Annotated in this window: 12 protein-coding genes; 10 read left to right on the top strand and 2 right to left on the bottom strand. The window is 70.1% G+C overall.

Translation table 11 applies throughout. From position 1 onward, the window contains the following. Together FMP39_RS03620 and FMP39_RS03615 are read left to right on the top strand one after the other, a co-directional pair. Window positions 1–1,488 (top strand): hypothetical protein (locus FMP39_RS03620; RefSeq protein ID WP_228557622.1); only part of this gene is annotated, 1,488 nt, incomplete at its 5' end. 425 nt (window positions 1,489–1,913) lie between these two features. Further along, window positions 1,914–2,645 (top strand): DUF429 domain-containing protein, encoded by a 732-nt coding sequence (locus FMP39_RS03615; protein WP_141588603.1) that lies wholly within the window; start codon window positions 1,914–1,916, stop codon window positions 2,643–2,645. Here FMP39_RS03615 and FMP39_RS03610 read toward each other — a convergent pair. Then, entirely contained in the window at window positions 2,639–4,840 is a 2,202-nt protein-coding gene (locus tag FMP39_RS03610) for an EB domain-containing protein (RefSeq protein WP_141588602.1), read from the bottom strand. The two genes, FMP39_RS03615 and FMP39_RS03610, sit on opposite strands and share 7 nt — an antisense overlap. Before the next feature lie 204 nt (window positions 4,841–5,044). On the opposite strand from FMP39_RS03610, the gene FMP39_RS03605 reads away from it, so the two are divergent. The 6 genes from FMP39_RS03605 to FMP39_RS03575 all read left to right on the top strand — a co-directional run bounded on the left by FMP39_RS03605 (window position 5,045) and on the right by FMP39_RS03575 (window position 12,346). Beyond that, window positions 5,045–5,341: a hypothetical protein gene (locus tag FMP39_RS03605; RefSeq protein ID WP_141588601.1), complete on the top strand. Its 297-nt coding sequence runs from the start codon at window positions 5,045–5,047 to the stop codon at window positions 5,339–5,341. After that, window positions 5,338–5,667, top strand: a complete 330-nt coding sequence (locus FMP39_RS03600) for a hypothetical protein (RefSeq protein WP_225888398.1) — start codon at window positions 5,338–5,340, stop codon at window positions 5,665–5,667. The genes FMP39_RS03605 and FMP39_RS03600 overlap by 4 nt, the downstream gene beginning before the upstream one ends. Window positions 5,668–6,031: 364 nt before the next feature. Beyond that, window positions 6,032–7,756 carry a serine/threonine-protein kinase gene (locus tag FMP39_RS03595; RefSeq protein WP_228557621.1) on the top strand — a complete coding sequence of 575 codons (1,725 nt, stop codon included), beginning with the start codon at window positions 6,032–6,034 and terminating at the stop codon, window positions 7,754–7,756. 78 nt (window positions 7,757–7,834) lie between these two features. Continuing rightward, window positions 7,835–8,803, top strand: a complete 969-nt coding sequence (gshB, locus tag FMP39_RS03590; RefSeq protein ID WP_141588600.1) for a glutathione synthase — start codon at window positions 7,835–7,837, stop codon at window positions 8,801–8,803. Window positions 8,804–9,020: 217 nt separating this feature from the next. Next, window positions 9,021–10,916, top strand: coding sequence for a PHB depolymerase family esterase (locus tag FMP39_RS03585; RefSeq protein WP_141588599.1), 1,896 nt, complete (start codon window positions 9,021–9,023; stop codon window positions 10,914–10,916). Window positions 10,917–11,566: 650 nt separating this feature from the next. Continuing rightward, window positions 11,567–12,346 (top strand): tRNA1(Val) (adenine(37)-N6)-methyltransferase, encoded by a 780-nt coding sequence (locus FMP39_RS03575; RefSeq protein WP_141588598.1) that lies wholly within the window; start codon window positions 11,567–11,569, stop codon window positions 12,344–12,346. A gap of 16 nt (window positions 12,347–12,362) precedes the next feature. On the opposite strand, the gene FMP39_RS03570 is transcribed toward FMP39_RS03575, so the two are convergent. Then, window positions 12,363–13,283, bottom strand: coding sequence for a hypothetical protein (locus tag FMP39_RS03570; RefSeq protein ID WP_228557620.1), 921 nt, complete (start codon window positions 13,281–13,283; stop codon window positions 12,363–12,365). 213 nt (window positions 13,284–13,496) lie between these two features. On the opposite strand from FMP39_RS03570, the gene FMP39_RS03565 reads away from it, so the two are divergent. Further along, on the top strand, window positions 13,497–14,003 hold the full coding sequence (locus FMP39_RS03565) for a DoxX family protein (protein WP_194858221.1): 507 nt from the start codon (window positions 13,497–13,499) through the stop codon (window positions 14,001–14,003). 132 nt (window positions 14,004–14,135) lie between these two features. Continuing rightward, the gene (locus FMP39_RS03560) at window positions 14,136–15,752 is read left to right on the top strand and encodes a CapA family protein (RefSeq protein ID WP_141588595.1); all 1,617 of its coding nucleotides are present in this window, start codon (window positions 14,136–14,138) and stop codon (window positions 15,750–15,752) included. Window positions 15,753–15,833 lie beyond the last annotated feature (81 nt).

Genomic DNA, 15,833 nt, shown 5'->3' with positions numbered 1-15,833 from the left:
ACCCCTCGCGGAGATTCCCGCCCGATGACGCCTCCCCTCCCTTCCTCCGATAACGCCCCGGCGCCTCGGCGTCGCGGCAAGCTCCTGTGGGGAGGCGCGGGCGTCGGCGTGGCGGTGTTGGCCGGAGGGCTCTTCCTGTGGAGCCCACGGCCTCCATCGCCCGGTTCCACCCCGTTGGACACGCACGACGCGCATGGCGAGTCCCACGCGGACCACGCGCATGAGGCGCCCAAGGCGAAGTCCCAGGCCCCCATGGAGGTGCTGGTCCAGACGGACCGCGCCGCTCGGGCCGCCGCGACGGGACAGCGGGCCCAGGCGCATGAGGCACTGGCGGCCGCGCTGAAGCTGGCGCCCCAACATGCTCCGGCGCTCCTCGTGAAGGCCTGTCTCGCGCTGGAGGAAGGCCAGGACACCGAGGCCAGCGACGCGCTCCGCCGGCTGGAGGCCGCCGCCCCGGGCGCTCCGGAAGCAAAGCTGCTGGCGCGGCTGCGCGAGCTGCGGCGCACGCCCGGCATGGACTGGCAACAGGCATTCCGCCAGGCCTGGGTGGACCTGGGCCAGCCCGACCTTCAGCAGAGCGAGCTGCTTCCCGGAGCCACACCGCTGCCGCCCGACCCGGCCATTGCCGCCGCGGCGAAGGCCGCCTGGGAGCGTGCCGCGTCGGATGACGTGAGGCTGATGCTCGCCCTGGGCAGCCCGCGACTGGACGCGGACAAGGCGCTCTTCCTGCTGCGGCAGGTGCCTCGGCTGGAGGACCCGTCCCTCTTCGTGGCGGTGATGGACGTGCTCCGGGGCGAGGCCTTGCCGCAGTCCTCCCACGACGAAGCGCGCACGGTGTTCCGCCAGAAGCTGGAGGCGCTGGCGGCCGCGAACCCACGCGCCATGCAGATTCAGTTGCTGCTGCTCCTGGGAGACACGGAGCCGGGCTCGGAGATGAGCGCGGCGGAGATCGACCGCCTGGAGCAGGTGGCCGCCCTGCCCGTGTGGCGCGAGGGCGTCTTCACCCGCACGTACGAGGAAGCCCGGAAGCTGCTGGAGGGCTCCGGGGTGCCGGATGTCAGCGCCACGGCGATGGCGGTGGCGGCCCACAGCGTGACGGACCGGGGCTCATGGGTGCTGCGCACGCGCAACGTGGGCACGCGCGGCTCGCTGTCCCCCGAGGGCCGGAAGCGGCTGGGCCGCATCACCCGTGACATCGGCACGCGCATGGCCGAACAACCCACCATGGTGGAGCGCGTGGTGGGCCTGCAGCTCGTCCGCGGCGGCGCCCAGGACATGGGCGACGAAGCCGGGCGTGAAGAGGCGCTGGCGCGAATCGAGGCGCTGGAGGGCGCGGTGGCCCTCTTCCGCAAGGCGTCCATGGACCGCTGGCCCCTGCATGCGCTGACGGAGGAGTTGATACAGGCGAGCACGCGAGACGAGCCCGCCTACCTGCTGTCCTTCACGCGCGTGGAAGCGAAACAGGCGGCGGAGACACCCGAACCATAGCGGCGTCTGGAACGAGGTCTCTCGGGCCCCGGGAGACTTCCACCCGGGGCCCGAGCGGGCCCCCCACGATGCCACGAAGCCGCCGCACGCCGGACCTCCAAGGTCGTCCGGGCAACCGCACTCCTTCCACGCGAGCGCCGGGAACAAGGGGGTTGCTTCCCGAGCGGCCTGCGCATGGGCACCGTGGAATACCGTCCACGAACGCCAACGCTACGGTGAGCGAAGAATATCGGCTGCGCGGGGCCTGTCCACCCGCCGGGTTCTGACTCCCACAAGCACCGTGACAGGCCGGATGTGGTGAGGACCCATAGCATTTGCACATTCACGACGAGTGTGAGCAGACGTGGTGGAGACTGAATTCCTTTCAGGGCGCGTCATGAAGCAGCGCGATATGCGGGAAACCGCTACGCCGGCTTGAGCTCACCATGCGCTTCCTGGGCTGGGATTTGACGGACCCGTACGCACGCGTTCCCCGGCCAGTGGACGTGGCGGAGATGGATGCCCGGGGGCAGGTGCGCTTCTCCGAGCTCCGGTGGCCTGTCCCCTCGAAGGCGCTCGGCTTCACCCCGGAGCTGCTGCGCGCAGCATTTCCTTTGGACCCGGAGGATGTGCTCGTCATCGATGGGCCCCAGGCGCTGGCCCGGCCGGGAGCCTCCGTGCGCGAAGCGGAGCGATGCCTGCGCGCGCCGGGACGCACGCCCGACGTGCTGCCCCAGCCTGGACGTCCCTTCGCCGGCTTCGTCCGGGGCGGGGTGCTGCTGTTCGCGGCGCTGCATGCTCGGGGTGGGCATCCCCTGTTGGACGTGGACACGGACTCGCTGGAGGAGGCCCGCCTCTTCGAGGCCTTCCCCGGCGCGACGTGGCGCGCGCTGTCTGTGGAGAAGTTGGGGAAGAAGACGTCTCACGCGGGACGGACGCGAAGACAGGCGGTGCTGGAGGCGCGAGGACTGCGCTTCCCGCCGGGCCAGCTTCCCACCCATGACCAGTTGGACGCGGCGCTGTGCGCGTGGCTCGGGTGGCTCACGCGCAAGGCCCCCGCGCGCGTCACCGCCGTGGGCGCGCCGCTCACCGTGGATGACCAGGGCTGGCTGCGCGAGGGGCGCATCCTCTCGAGCGCCCACAAGTTCTCCACAGTGAAGGGCCGCGCCGCTCAGTGAGCCGCGTTCTCATGGTGCCCGTGCCCCGGTCCTCCGAAAGTCCCGGGCCAGGGCGCGTTCGCGGGCAGCAACCCCGGCATGGGGAAGCGCATGAAGCGCGGCTGGCTGTTGGCGAAGGGCGGATCGCACTCGCCACAACTGAGGGCCCCATCCATCAGGTAGAGGGCGCCGGGCCCCAGCTCCATCAACTGCGGCACCGTGCGCGGCGCGTAGTCGAGCGGGCACTGGAAGGCCTCCGCCCCATCCCGCGCGCGCACGCCCACCAGCAACCGCTGGTTGTCGGCCGCCACCGCGTGCGTCAGCACCAGCGTCTCGGGCGGAAGCCCCGCGCCCCTGGGCCAGGTGGCCAGCCGGAGCTCCTTGGTCGTCAGGTGCTGGCCTTCCTTCAGCGAGTACAGCCACGCCGGCTCCAGGTCCGGAAGCCGGAAGCCCTTCAGCTGCGTGGCGGCCGGCGTGGAGCTCAAGCTGTCCACCCCCGCGTTCACCGTGGTGCCCGACGCGCTGGGCACCACCACGTCCGGGGTGGCCACCGCGCGGCCCAACTGCTGGGCGAGCTGCTCCCCCACCGGTGTCCCATCCCGGGTGCTCAACGCCTGGAAGCCCCATTCGGGCAGCAGCAGCCCGTTCACCACCGCGAGCTCGCCCGCGCGCAGGGGCTCCGTCCTCCGCCAGCGCGGCACCCCGTCCGAGGAGAAGGCCATCAGCAACGAGGGCGCCCCCGACGCCAGCGGCGCGCCCGTGTTCAGCGTGGGCGCGAAGGCGACGTAGAGGTCCCCCACCGCGTCCGAGGCGAGGCCATACGGGTGCGGGTGGTTGCACTCGGCGAGCTGTGGGTCCGTCAGCTCGCGCGCGGACACCATGTGGCCGAAGGCATCCAGCACCACCAGGAAGTACATGCGGCACGCCGTGTCGCGCCGCTGGTCCGTGGGGTAGGCCTCGAAGAGGGCCGCCAGCCGGTCCGGCGCCATCACCGCCAGCCGCGCCAGGAAGAGCGTCTGCGTCCTGGCACGGAAGTCTGGCCGCGCGTCGGCCAGGGTGAAGGTCCACCGCGGTGTCCCCGTGTCGCGCTCCAGCAGCGACACCGTCCCGTCCATCGGCATGTCCATGCACAGGAGCCGGTCGTTCCACAGCATGCAGCGGCGCGCCGGGTGGGAGGCCCGCACCGGAGGCCCCTTGCCCGCCGCGTCCAGCACGGGCGTGCCGTAGAAGCCCGACAGCGTCACGTCCCCTTCCGGCCCCACCAGCAGGTCCTGCAGGTGCTCTTCTCCCGCCCGGGCGTCGTGCTCCCAATCCACCTTCAGGGGTTGCGCCGCGGGACGCGCGCACACGCCGCCGCGGCAGTGCCCCGACGCCTGGCACGGACTGGCCGCTTCACACAGGAACCCCTCCGGCAGGTCGCGCTTCACGCAGGCCCCATCCAGGCACACGTCCGCGTCCTCGCAGGTGCCTTGGGCCGCGCCGCAGAGGGTGCCGTCCGGCGCGGGGGCCGTGGCGCATCCCAGCCGCGGGTCGCACGTCCCCACCTGACACGGCCCGGCCGCGGGACAGGGCGGCGCCGGCACGGACTGGCACCCGTCCAGCACGTGGCACACGTCCGTGGTGCAGGCGTTGCCGTCGTCACAGGCGCGCTCCTCGCCCCGGCAGCGTCCCGCCTGGCAGGTGGCGCCGGTGATGCAGGCATTGCCCGGCTCACACGCGGTGCCGTCCGGCAGCACCGACTCCACGCACCGCTCCGTCACCAGGTCGAAGGTGGCCGCCGCGCACGTCACCGGCGTGAAGCACTCCGGCACCGGCTTCGCCTCGCCCGCCAGCACCAACTGCACCTGGCCGCCATCCGACGCGGTGCCGGTGAGGATGACCTCGTAGGTCCCTTCGGCTTCGGGCGCGAAGCGCAGACGCACCGGCACCTCTCCCGCCAGCACCCGGACCGGCAGCGCCGCCTCCAACGAGAAGGGGGCCGTCACGTCCGTCCACGTGACGTCCAACGGGGCCCGGCCGCCATTCACCACGCGGACCTCGGCCTCCCGCCGGGTGCCCGGGTAGGCGTGCGGGAAGTCCACGCGCTGTGCCGACAACCGCAACCGCCCCTCCGCCCCCGACAGGGACGGTGTGTCCCGACAAGCCGCCGCTCCCAACCCCAGCATCAGCGCCAAGACAATGCCGCTGTACCGGGACGCCTGCGTTGCGTGCGCCATGGCGTTCCCCCCCGTGCCCTCTGGCTATACCCGCGCCAGAAGGCCCCGCGGACGCCCCGCCCCCTCGACGTCCCACCTCCCAACACTTCAGGGTCGACGGGGAGGGGGGCAGTGTTTTTTACAGGCCGTTCCACTGCTACAGGCTGCAACCACGCGAAATGGTTGGATGCCGGAAGGGTATGGTTCTCGCACCTGGGGTACGCCATGACCTCTGTCGCATCCTCCTCATGCGCCCCTTCGTCATCGCAGGCCTTCACCGTGCTCATCCCACGCGGCCTCCAGGCGGCCGTGGAGGGGCTCGCGGCGGAGACCCGTCAGGAGCTGCTCGCCGAGCTGTTCCGCCTGGCCGCGCTGGCCCGGCAGGAGGAAAGCCAGCTGCCCCCCGAGTTCCCGTACACGCTGCGGATGGACGTCGCCGGCTGCCAGGTCAGCGTGGAGCTGGACCCGTCCCGCTCGCGCCTCACTCTCGTGGGCCTGCTGCGGCCCCAGCCGCTGGAGTGAGCCCGGCGACCCGCCTGGGCTGGGGTGAGATGTCGCGCCGTGCTGGATACGCAGAATCCTGGGACCTCACGTACCTGGTGGAGCAGCTCCGGGAGCTGATCGGGCACGACCTGCGCCTGGGCGCGGCCCTCAGCGATGAGCTGGAGGACGTCCTGGGCAGCCTGGTGCAGCGCAATCAGCGCCTGAGGGTCCTGCAGCGCATGGTGACCGCAGAACGCGCCCCAGAGGACCTGGCGGCCCTTCGCGGGGCATTGGAGGAGATGGACCGGGAGCTGATGACCCGGCTGCCTGCGTTGCTCGAACAGCTGCGCCTGGCGCTGGCTTGAGGTGGGGCACCGGCCACCGGCCCTGGGTTTCCACAGGCACTTCATCCCCAGCGCCGACAGCTTCTTCTAAAGGTTCATAAGAGGTATTGATCTATTGGTAGTGGCAGTAGGCAGCTCGGACTTGGGGACAAGTCAGCAACCTCCCGGGAACACTCACGAATTCGGGATGTGCTACATGTGGGTAAAGTGACGGTTATCCCCGGGAACCCACAGGTGTTGATCCACACCGGGGTTTCTCCACAGCCCCTCCCCCACTGTCCACAGGTCATCCACAGCTTCCGGGTGGATGCGGGAACCACCCCAGGTGGAGGCCCGTTCTCACCACACGTCCGCCCCGTACATGCCTGTTATCGTCTGGCGCGGGATGTGCCCCGACAGCGGGGTGCCGGCGGAGGGTTTCCCCATCGACTTCTATCGGGGCGAGCGCATCGGGAAGTACGAGGTCGTCACGCAGCTCTCCGTAGGAGGCATGGCGGAGCTGTTCCTGGGCTTCACTTCGGGTCCGGGTGGCTTCCGCAAGTACGTGGTCATCAAGCGGGTGTTGCCGGACGCGCGGGACAATGCGCAGTTCGAACGCATGTTCCTGGACGAGGCGCGCATCACCGCGGCCTTCAACCACCCGAACATCGCGCAGGTGTTCGACCTGGGGCGCGAGGAAGACGGGCTCTACCTGGCCATGGAGTTCATCGCCGGGCAGAACCTGAACCAGATTACCGGCGCGTGTCTGCGCCGCCAGGAGCAGCTCCCGCTGGGCTTCACGCTGTCGGTGGCGCGCGACGTCTGCATGGCGCTGCACTACGCGCACACCTATACGGCGCCCTCTGGCGCGCCCAGCCCCGTCATCCACCGCGACGTCGCCCAGAAGAACATCATGGTGACGTACGACGGCGTGGTGAAGCTGCTCGACTTCGGCATCGCCAAGGCGAAGGACAGCCTGGAGCGCACCAACGTCGGCACGGTGAAGGGCACCACCGGGTACATGTCCCCGGAGCAGGTGCGGGGCGATACACTGGACGGCCGCAGTGACTTGTTCTCCGTCGGGGTGATGATGCACGAGCTCATCACCGGCGCGCGCCTGTTCGCGGGCAAGAACGAGCGCGACGAGATGATGAAGATTCTGGAGGCGCCCGTCCCCTGGCCCTCGCACGTCGCGCCGCACGTGCCCGAAGAGGTGTCCAAGGTGGTGATGCGGGCGCTGGAGCGCAGCCGCGAGAAGCGCTTCGCCAACGGCCGGGACATGGCTCGGGCGATTGAAGCGGCGGCGGGCAAGTTGCTGCTGGACGCGCATGACCGGGCCGCGCTGATGCAGGACTGGTTCGCCGAGCGCATGTCCGCCACGCGCGTCATGCTGGAGTCCGCGGACGGCACCACCAACGGCGTCATGCTGGACTCCGCGAAGCGGGCGCTGCGCAGTGATGACGGGCCCTACCTCCCCGAGCGCAACGACATCCCGACGCCGTCGAACGGCGTGGCTGGCATGCCGCGCAAGCCCTCGCGCAGGGTGCCCGCTGCTGCGGCGCCCCGGAAGGCTTCGGCGGCCGTGGAGGACAAGCCGCAGCCGCCGGAGAGCAAGGCCTCCAATGTGCTGTGGGGGCTGGTGCTGATGGGCATCCTGGTGGGCGGTGGCTATGCCGCCTGGCACCTGTCGAAGGTGCTGAACGAGACGGTGGAGGAAGAGGACGCGAGCGCGCTGCGCACCCTCCCCCACCACGACCCGAACCTGCCCGTCTACCTGGGACCGGGCTCGGGCCCGCCCACGGATGCCGGCAGCGCGGAGGTTCCAGCGAAGGCGTTGGGCGCCGCGGTGGGCGGCGAGGACGCGGAGGGCTCCCGCTCCAAGGAGGCGGCGAGCGCCCGTCCGGTGAAGGGCCGGGGCAAGCTGACCTTGCTGGTGCTGCCGGAGGCGGAGGTCTTCCGAGGCAAGAAGCGGGTGGGCCGCACGCCGATGTTCAACGTGGCCATGCCCGCGGGGGAGCACGACCTGACCATCGTGGGCCCGGACGGCAAGAAGCGCATGCTGTCGGTGCCGATCAGCGCCGGGGAGACGACCCAGTTCCGGCTGAAGCTGGCGGAAATCCCCGAGCGCTGAAACACAGAACCGGGATTGAGGGGCACGTCCCGGGGCACTTGGTTATCTTCGCGCCCCCTCCCTCTGATTCCGGACTGTATGGCCCCTCTGACCATTGGCTTCCTGATGGACCCGCTCGAGACAGTGCGGGTGGACCACGACTCCACGTTCGCGTTGATGCTCGAAGCGCAGAAGCGCGGCCACCAGGTGCGCTACTTCGAACAGGGCTGGCTGCGCTTCAACGGCACCTGCGCGGAGGCGCGCATGCGCCACGTCACCGTGCGCCGCGAGTTGGGACGGCACTTCGACATCCTCGACGAGGCCCCTCGCCCGGTGTCCTCGCTGGACGTGCTCTTCATGCGCAAGGACCCGCCCGTGGACGCGGAGTTCCTGCACGCCACCCAGCTGGTGGAGCTGTGCGGCACGGGCCGGCCCCCTGTCTTCATCAACGAGCCTTCGGGCATCCGCGACGCGAACGAGAAGCTCTACTCCCTGCGCTACCCGGACCTGATGCCGGACACGCGCGTCACCAGCGAGCTGCCGGTGCTGCTGGACTTCATCGCGCGCAACGCGGCGGGCACCATCCTCAAGCCGGTGGATGGCTTCGCGGGCAAGGGCATCCTCTTCCTGTCCGCCACGGACCGGAACGCGCGCTCCGCGGTGGACATGCTCACCCGGGGCGGCCGCGAGGCCGTCATGGCGCAGGCGTACATCCCGGAGAGCCGCCAGGGCGACAAGCGCATCCTCCTGGTGGAGGGCGAGCCGGTGGGCGGCGTGCTGCGCGTCCCGTCCGACGACGACCACCGCGGCAACATGGCCGCCGGCGGCGTGCCCCGGAAGGCCGTGCTCACCCCGCGGGATTTGGAGATTTGCGAGCGCCTGAAGCCGGAGCTGGTGAAGCGCGGGCTGCGGCTGGTGGGCATCGACGTGCTGGGCTCCTACCTCACCGAGGTCAACGTGACGAGCCCCACCGGCCTGGTGGAGGCGAACCACCTGGACGACGTGTGCGTGGAGGCCAAGGTGCTGGACGTGGCGGAGCGGCTCGTCGCCGAGCGCGCCGCGCGCTGAGCCCCGCCGGAGGACGCCGGGCGGCCCGACGCCCGGTGTCTTCCCTGAGCTGAGGGCTGACTCATGTTTCAGCACACCACACGACGCGGTGCGCGATTTGAATCCTGGTTCATGTTTCAGCGCGATGCGACGCGACGCGCCTTGAATCAGTGACTCCCGGAAGAGTCAGGTTTCGCCCCGCGGCCGCCCTTTCCCTCGTGGCCGCCAGGGAGACACCATGCTCAAGCAGCGTCGCAGCCGTTCCTGGCCGTGGTCGTGGTCCGCTGGGGTGCCTCTTGCCGCGTGGCTGTTCGCGGGCCTCGCGGGCTGTGGCGCTCCCGTCGGGGACGCGCCGGAGGTGGAGCCCGAGGTGACGGAGCAGCACCAGCCCCTGCTGACGCAGGTGACAAGCTTCGGTAGCAACCCCGGCAACCTGCAGATGTTCCGCCACGTGCCGTCCGGCATGCCGGACAACGCGCCGCTGGTGGTGGTGATGCACGGGTGTACGCAGCGGGCCGCGGGGATGGAGGGCGCCGGCTGGTCCGCGGCGGCGGACGTCTACAAGTTCTACGTCGTCTATCCGCAGCAGCAGGGTGGCAACAACATGACCAGTTGCTTCAACTGGTTCGAGCCCGGTGACTTCTCACGAGACCGGGGCGAGGCGCTGTCCATCAAGCAGATGGTGGACACGATGAAGGCCACGTACTCCATCGACCCGTCGCGGGTGTTCGTGGCGGGGTTCTCGGCGGGGGGATACATGACGCCCGCGCTGCTGGCCGCCTATCCGGATGTCTTCTCCGCCGGGGCCATCCACTCCGGTGGCCCGTACCGGTGCGCGGAGTCGATGAATGCGGGCTTCAGTTGCATGAGCCCGGGTGTGAATCGCACGCCCGCCGCGTGGGGAGACATGGTCCGCAGCGCGTACCCGGGATACGCGGGCCCGCATCCGCGCGTCACCATCTGGCACGGCACCAGTGACTACACGGTGAACGTGATGAACCTCACCGAGGCGATGGAGCAATGGACGAACGTGCACGGCATCGACCAGACGCCGGACACGGTGGAGACGGTGTCCGGCTTCCCGCACAAGGTGTACCGGGACGGCGCGGGCAACGCGCTGGTGGAGACGTGGGAGCTCACCGGCATGGGCCACGCGGTGGCCATGGACGCGCAGTTCCCGTTCCCAGGCGGCACGGGCAGCGCGGCCTGTGGATCGGTGGGGGCGTACCTGAGCGATGTGAATCTCTGCTCCGTCTACCACCAGGTGAAGTTCTTCGGGATGACGGGAGGCGGAGGCGAGCCCACGGGGGATACCACGCCGCCCACCGTCAACGTGACGGCGCCGGCGAACGGGGCCACGGTGAGTGGCACGGTGAATGTCACCGCGGATGCGGCGGACGCGGTGGGCGTCACCCGGGTGGAGTTCCTGGTGAATGGCGAGGTGGTGTCCACGGACACGCAGGCGCCATATGCCTTCGCTTGGAACAGCACGGCCGTGTCCAACGGGGGGTACACGCTGGGGGCCCGTGCGTTTGATGCCGCGGGCAATCAGGCGACGGACAACGACACGGTGGTGACGGTGAGCAACTCGGGCTCCCCGGCGCCGGTGACGGTGCAGTTCGCCAGCATCGCGGCGGATGACGGCTACCTGAAGGCGGACGCGGATGGCAGCGGGGCGGCGCTGGGATTCATGACGAACCTGGCGCTCGGCCGGGGGACGGATGGGAAGTACAACCGGTCGTTCCTCTCCTTCGACACGTCGAGCCTTCCGGACGGGGCCACTGTCACGCGGGCGTTCCTGACGGTGAGCTACTCGTCGGGCTCGGGAGACCCGTGGTCGACGCCCGCGGGGAACACGCTGGTTATCGACGTGAAGGCGGGGACGTTCAACGCGGCGAACACGGAGGTGACGGACTGGGCAGCGGCGGCCACGGCGAGCAGCGTCGCGGGCATCGATCGGTTCAGCGCGGGAGCGAAGAGCTCCGGGGACTTCAGCGCGGAGGGACTCTCCGCCATCAGCAAGACTGGGAAGACGCAGCTTCGGCTGCGCTTCACCCAGGCGCAGACGGTCACGCAGTACCTGTTCGTCCGGGATGGGGCGAACGCGGTGCTGACGGTCGTCTATGCGCCGTAGGAAGACGGAGCGGACGCCGGCTCAGACCGGTGTCCGCTGCATCAGCGCGGCAAGTGAGTCCCTGCATCGTGCGCAGTGGCCGCGCAACGTGTCGCTGAGTTCGGGGGTCTGCTCCAGCCGGTTCCAGTAGGCCAGTGCGTGTTGAGCGGCATCGGCCCAGACATCGAGCGTCTCCGCGGTGGGCGGCCGGTCTCGTCCACGCGGTACATCCGTACCCGTTCGCCCAAGGAGGCAATCGAGCGGGTCCGCGCATAGCGCGTGGCGGGCCCCTGCCCCATCCGGCAGACGCTCGGGCCTGCGGAGGCCAGCAGCCGCGACACAGTCGGGCGCGACACCCGGAGCTGGGTAGCCAGCTCGCTCCCCTTCACCTCGACCTGACGTCCGAGTACGGCGAGCAGTTGTTCCAGGGTTGCCATGAACAGATTCCTGAAAGGATCCGTGAAGAGATATCGGCGTGCAACCCATCGATATCACTAAGAAATACCCGCCGCGCAGGCTCGATCTATTGAAGCTCTGGCCCCTCTAGAGCCAATAGATTGAAGAAGTGGCGGCCCTTCATCGATGCAGCGCCTGCCTGACAGGCCGCCGGGGGCCTTGCCCTGGACAGTTGTCTTCTTGTCTGGGAGACGACTGTCCTGCGCGGAAAGCCCATGCCTGAACCCACCCTGCCCGAGCCCGGCCCGGACGAAACGCTCGACTCCATTGGCACGGCGGGGGTGCGGGTGCTCCAGCGGCGGACGGGTTACCGCTTCACGTTGGACGCGGTGCTGCTGGCCCACTTCGCGGCCACCGAACGTATCGGCGAGTCCGGGCGGATGTTGGAGCTGGGCGCGGGCAGCGGCGTGGTGTCCTTCCTGCTGGTGAAGCAGTTCGGCCTGGGGCCCGTGGATGCCCTGGAGCTCCAGCCCGCCGTGCATGCCCGGCTGATGCGCGCCGTGCTGCTCAACGGGTGCGAAGCGCAAGTCACTCCGCTGCTCGGGGACCTGCGACGGATCCGCGAACACGTCTCCGGGGGCCAGTACGCCCACGTCGTGTCCAACCCACCCTTCCGCCTCGCCGACGCGGGGGTCCGCAGCCCGGATGACGAACGGGCCGTGTCCAAGTCAGAGGTGGCGTGTGACGCGCCATCCGTCGTCGCCGCGGCACGGTATGCGTTGATGCCCGGCGGCGGCGTGAGCCTCGTGTATCCAGCCGCGCGGGCGGCCGAGGTGCTGGGCCTGCTGACCCAGGCGAAGCTCCACCCCACCGTGCTGCGCTTCGTCCACGCGCGCGTGGGAGCCCCGGCCACGCGCTTCCTGGTGCATGCACTGCGAGACAGGGACCGGGGCCTCGCCGTGCGCCCACCCCTCATCGTTCATGGCGAAGGGCCCGGGGGCTACTCCGCGGAGGTGGCGGCGTTGATGGATCCGCCCCTCGCGGAGAGTCGCTGACAACCGCGCCGTCTCTCTACGGCGTGCCCGAGAGCGGCTTCGTGTTCGTCACCTGGATGCCGTGCTCCTCGGACGCGGTGACGAACAGCTCGTGGCCCGCGGGCACCGCCAGCGTCGAGCGCCGCAGCTTCCCGCCCACCGTGAAGTCCACCTCCAGCGCATGTTCCCCGGGCGGCACGTCGCGGAGGCTCAGGTTCGTCGCGTTGCTCGTGCCCCGGCGCTGCCCGTCCATCAGCACGGTGCACGGCTTCGCGCAGCGCACGTGAACCCGGGAGGTCGTCGCCGCGCGCGCCTCGGGCTGCTTCGCCGCCTCCAGGTCCTTCTGGTCCGTGAGCGTCACGCGGCCCTTCGAGTCCCCATGGATGGTGACTTCGGAGCCACCCGGCACCTCCACGTAGCCCACGAACTGCCGCCGGTTGAAGACGCCACCGCTGCCTTCCACGCGCCGCTGGCCGGGCGCCACGTCGCGGAACTCCCAGGTCCGGTTGTCCCGGCGAAGACCTCGCTTCCCATCGAGCAGCACCGTGCAGTCGTCCTGGCACTTCACGGTGGCCACGCTCGGCGCCTTCGACGTGGAGGCCGGCGTGGGAGGTTTCGGCTCGGCCCAGTCCGGTGTGCCGGGCATGGTGGAGCTGCCGGGCTCGATGATGATGCGCTTGTTGCTGGCCAGGAAGACGTCCGCCGTCGCCACGTCCGGGATGACCACGAAGCTGCCGGCGAGCGGGCGGCCCAGCACGCCCGTGGCGTCGATGCGCAGGGAGCCCGGCGTGATGCCCTTGAACTCCCAGGTGGTGTCATTCACCCGGAACCCGTTCTTTCCATCCAGCATCACCGTGCACTTCTCCGTGCAGCGGACCCGGACGGCGACGCCGTCGACCGCGAGCGCTGGAGCAGACACCAACAACGACAGGGACAGGAGCGGCCAGCGGAGGGACATGACGGGGTGACTGCCTCGTACCAGTGGGTATTCACGCGGGGCCACCCCAGGGATGCGGGTCCACTCCCGCCTCATGAGGCAGGCCCCTTGGGGCCGGCAGTATGCCTACCGAGCAAGGGAGGCGGAATCACCGCGGCGTGCCATGCGCCCATGCCGGACCCAACCTACCCAGGTTTCCGTCAACGGCCCCGGCCCATCCAAGGAGTGGCAGGTATGAACGTGGCGACCCTGACCGAGCAACCGAGCATCCTGAAGGCAGCGGCCCTGCTGCCCCCGCGCCTGTCGCTCGGGTCGACGATGGTGGTGCATGGCGTGTCCAAGCTCCGCGCCGAGGGCACCGCGCAACACGCGGGCTTCTTCGAGCAGCTGGGCTTCAAGCCAGGCAAGCCCTGGGTCATCGCCACGGGGGTGGTGGAGCTGCTCTCGGGCGTGAGCTCCATCCTGGGCATCGCCACGCGCCCCGCCGCGCTGGCCGTCCTCGTCACGCAAGCCATCGCCGTGGCCAAGGTCCATGGCTCCAAGGGCTTCGACAACACGAAGGGCGGCTTCGAGTTCAACCTGGCGCTGGGCGCCATCGCGCTCGGCCTGCTGCTGCGAGGCCCGGGACCGCTCTCCGTCCACAGCGTCATCGAGCACCGGGTGAAGCGCAAGGAGCTGCGGCGGCTGCGGTTCCTGCCGCGCCAGCGCCGTCGGTCGGTGCTGCTCGACGTGCTGGGTTGAACCCGGGCCGCGCCGCGACACACATCCCATCACCCTGACCGATGAGGTGTGTGTCGCCTGTCTGGCTGCTGGGCGGGGCGAGGTCATCTCCCCTGTCACAGAATCCCAGGAGGGCCTCTAGAATGGCGGGACATGCCCTCGTCCGTCTTCCTCTTGATGGCGCTCGCCACCACGCCGGGTGCTGCTTCGGCGCGTGAGTCCGCCCCCGCCCAGCACGTCTCTCCCTCGCAAGGCCCCAGCGCCGATTCGAGCTCGACCCGGGGCCCGGATTCCCAGGGCACTGCGCCCGCGCCAGAGACTGTCATCACGGACCTCAACGCCTACCCTCGTGCCGGTGACTCCGGCGCGGTGCTGGACCTGGGCCGTGCCGCCGCGGAGGCCGGCGCCGCCGCCCTGCGCGCCGCGGCCCTGGCCATGGGCAAGAGCGCGACCCCGCGTGGCCCGCTGGCCGACCCGGACACGAGCTACGCCCGAGGCATGGAGGCCCTCCAGGCGAAGGACGCACCCACGGCCATCACCCAACTGTCCGCCTGCGTGGAGGCCGCGCCCTCGCGCGTGGATTGCCGCTGGGAGCTGGGCTGGGCGCACTCGCTGGAGAACCAGTGGGCGGAGGCCTACACGCAGTGGTCCGAGGTACAGAAGCTCCAGCCGGACCACCCGGACCTCGAGGGCGCGCTGGCCCAGGCCCGTGGGCAGGCCATGCTCCAGGCGAAGCTGTCGCAGGGGCCTCAGCTCATCAACCGCCCTCCCCCGCCGGCCAACGCGAAGGTGCGCATCCGCGCGGTGGGTGACGTCATGCTGGGCACCACCGTGCCCGAAGGCCACCTGCCTCCCGATGGCGCCGGCAGCGTGATTGCCGGCGTGCGCCCGTTGCTGGAGGACGCGGACCTCACCTTCATCAACCTGGAGGGGCCGCTGTGCGACACGGGCGAGACGAAGAAGTGCCGATCGTCGAAGAACTGCTACGCGTTCCGCTCGCCCACCGAATACGGCCAGTACCTGAAGGAGGCCGGGGTGGACCTGGCGTCCACGGCCAACAACCACTCGGGTGACTTCGGCGAGGAGTGCCGCCGCGCGACGGAGTCCACGCTCGACGCGCTGGGCATCGCGTGGAGCGGCGCGCCGGGCACGGTGGCCACGGTGGAGCGCAACGGCCTGCTCATCGGCATGGTGGCGTTCCACACGTCGCCGTCGTGCAACCACCTCAACAACCTGACCACGGCGACGGGGCTGGTGCGCGTGGCCGCGGCCGAGCACGACATCGTCATCGTGTCGTTCCACGGCGGCGCGGAGGGCAGCAAGGCGCTGCACGTGCCCAAGGGCCGGGAGAAGTTCCACGGCGAGGACCGGGGTGATTTGCGGGCCTTCTCGCGCGCGGTGGTGGACGCGGGCGCGCACCTGGTCATCGGCCATGGCCCGCACGTGGTGCGCGGCATGGAGTTCTACAAGGGCCGGCTCATCGCCTACTCGCTGGGCAACTTCGCCACCTACGGCCGGTTCAACCTGCGCGGTCCGCAGGGCCTGGGCATGGTGCTGGAGGTCGAGTTGAACCGCGACGGCGACTTCACGGCGGGCCGCATCCTCCCCACGAAGCAGGTGGACAGGGGCATCGCCGTGCCGGACCCGAAGGGCGCCGTCATCAAGGCGGTCCGTGACCTCACCGCGGCTGACTTCCCGGAGACGGGCGCGCGCATCTCCGACGACGGCACCGTGAAGGTCCGCGGCAGGGGCCCTGTCTCCATGCGCTGACACGGCGTCTCGTGCGCACGGCGGCGTGTGGGTGCTTCACGGACTTGGAGTCCGGGCTGAAGCGCGGCTGCTGGATGTGTC

The organism is Myxococcus sp. AB056 (assembly GCF_006547365.1).
In the GTDB taxonomy this organism is placed as follows: domain Bacteria; phylum Myxococcota; class Myxococcia; order Myxococcales; family Myxococcaceae; genus Myxococcus; species Myxococcus virescens.
The sequence above is the reverse complement of the archived record's forward strand: the minus strand, read 5'-3'. Positions and strand labels throughout refer to the sequence as shown.

Bases quoted from the DNA above. Each gene is read 5' to 3' on its own strand.
- FMP39_RS03615 (WP_141588603.1), top strand. From the start codon at position 1,914: ATGCGCTTCCTGGGCTGGGATTTGACGGACCCGTACGCACGCGTTCCC.
- FMP39_RS03610 (WP_141588602.1), bottom strand. From the start codon at position 4,840: ATGGCGCACGCAACGCAGGCGTCCCGGTACAGCGGCATTGTCTTGGCG.
- FMP39_RS03605 (WP_141588601.1), top strand. From the start codon at position 5,045: ATGACCTCTGTCGCATCCTCCTCATGCGCCCCTTCGTCATCGCAGGCC.
- FMP39_RS03595 (WP_228557621.1), top strand. From the start codon at position 6,032: ATGTGCCCCGACAGCGGGGTGCCGGCGGAGGGTTTCCCCATCGACTTC.
- gshB (WP_141588600.1), top strand. From the start codon at position 7,835: ATGGCCCCTCTGACCATTGGCTTCCTGATGGACCCGCTCGAGACAGTG.
- FMP39_RS03585 (WP_141588599.1), top strand. From the start codon at position 9,021: ATGCTCAAGCAGCGTCGCAGCCGTTCCTGGCCGTGGTCGTGGTCCGCT.
- FMP39_RS03575 (WP_141588598.1), top strand. From the start codon at position 11,567: ATGCCTGAACCCACCCTGCCCGAGCCCGGCCCGGACGAAACGCTCGAC.
- FMP39_RS03570 (WP_228557620.1), bottom strand. From the start codon at position 13,283: ATGTCCCTCCGCTGGCCGCTCCTGTCCCTGTCGTTGTTGGTGTCTGCT.
- FMP39_RS03565 (WP_194858221.1), top strand. From the start codon at position 13,497: ATGAACGTGGCGACCCTGACCGAGCAACCGAGCATCCTGAAGGCAGCG.
- FMP39_RS03560 (WP_141588595.1), top strand. From the start codon at position 14,136: ATGCCCTCGTCCGTCTTCCTCTTGATGGCGCTCGCCACCACGCCGGGT.